General features: G+C 68.0%; 3 protein-coding genes. All 3 read left to right on the top strand.

Going from position 1 to position 948, the window contains the following annotated elements:
- Positions 1–325: FHA domain-containing protein (locus COLINT_RS05310; protein ID WP_006723392.1), on the top strand; the 325-nt coding region annotated here is incomplete at its 5' end.
- Between the two features lie 3 nt (positions 326–328).
- Complete coding sequence (locus COLINT_RS05315) at positions 329–742, top strand: FHA domain-containing protein (protein WP_006723393.1); 414 nt, start codon at positions 329–331, stop codon at positions 740–742.
- Positions 739–948, top strand: a 210-nt coding sequence (locus COLINT_RS08725; RefSeq protein ID WP_211203991.1) for a hypothetical protein, incomplete at its 3' end; no start/stop codon positions are given. The genes COLINT_RS05315 and COLINT_RS08725, both read left to right, overlap by 4 nt.

The raw sequence follows: 948 nt of genomic DNA on the forward strand, positions 1-948 counted from the left end.
CGCGGCCCATATGGCGCCCGCAAAGCCCGCTGCCCCCTCCCGTCCGCTCGCCCAACTCGTCGACGTCGTGACCGGCGACACCTATGAGCTCACCTCCGCCCGCGCCACCGTGGGCCGCGAGCGCTCCGTGGCCGACGTCGTCCTGCGCGACCCCAACGTGAGCCGCCGCCACGCCGAGCTGACCTTCACCGGCAGCGACTGGTCCATCGAGGACCTCAATTCCACCAATGGCACCATGGTCAACAACCGCCGCATCACCCGTTGCCCCCTACGCAACGGCGACGTGCTGACCTTCGGTCTGAGCACCTTCGAGTTTAGGGGTTAGCCTGTGATCGACATCATCCTGTTCGCCGGGCGCATCGTCCTCGTCGCACTGCTCTACATCTTCCTGTTCGCCGTCATGAAGACGGGCGTGGGGCTGGTGCGCGGCCAGCGCCGCGACTCCGCGATCTGGACGATCGATGTCGATAAGGGACCGCGCGGTATTCGCGGCATCCACATGGACATTCTGGGGCCGGTCATCGTGGGCCGCTCCCCGTCCTCCGATATCTGCGTGAACGAGCCCTTCGTCTCCGCGAGCCACGCGCGCTTCTCCCTCCAGGGTCCCGCGCTCGTGATCGAGGACCTCAACTCGCTCAACGGCACCCTCGTCAACGGCCGCGCGCTGCAGGAGCCTGCGACCCTTCGCGAAGGCGATGAGGTCCAGATCGGCGACGTGGTCATGAAGGTGAACCGTCGATGACACCCGAGCAGGACGACCTGCGCACCACCGGGTACGAATCACAAGCCCAGCACGCTCGACCGGCGGCCCCTGTGGCCCCGGCCTCTGCTATTCCGGCATCGGGCGCCCCGGATCCCTGGGTGCCCGATTACGACAAGCCGGCCCCCATGCCGCCCGCCCATACGGCCCCGGCGCATGCAGCGCCCCCCATCTCGGTCGAAGCCGCC

The organism is Collinsella intestinalis DSM 13280 (genome assembly GCF_000156175.1).
Lineage (GTDB): Bacteria > Actinomycetota > Coriobacteriia > Coriobacteriales > Coriobacteriaceae > Collinsella > Collinsella intestinalis.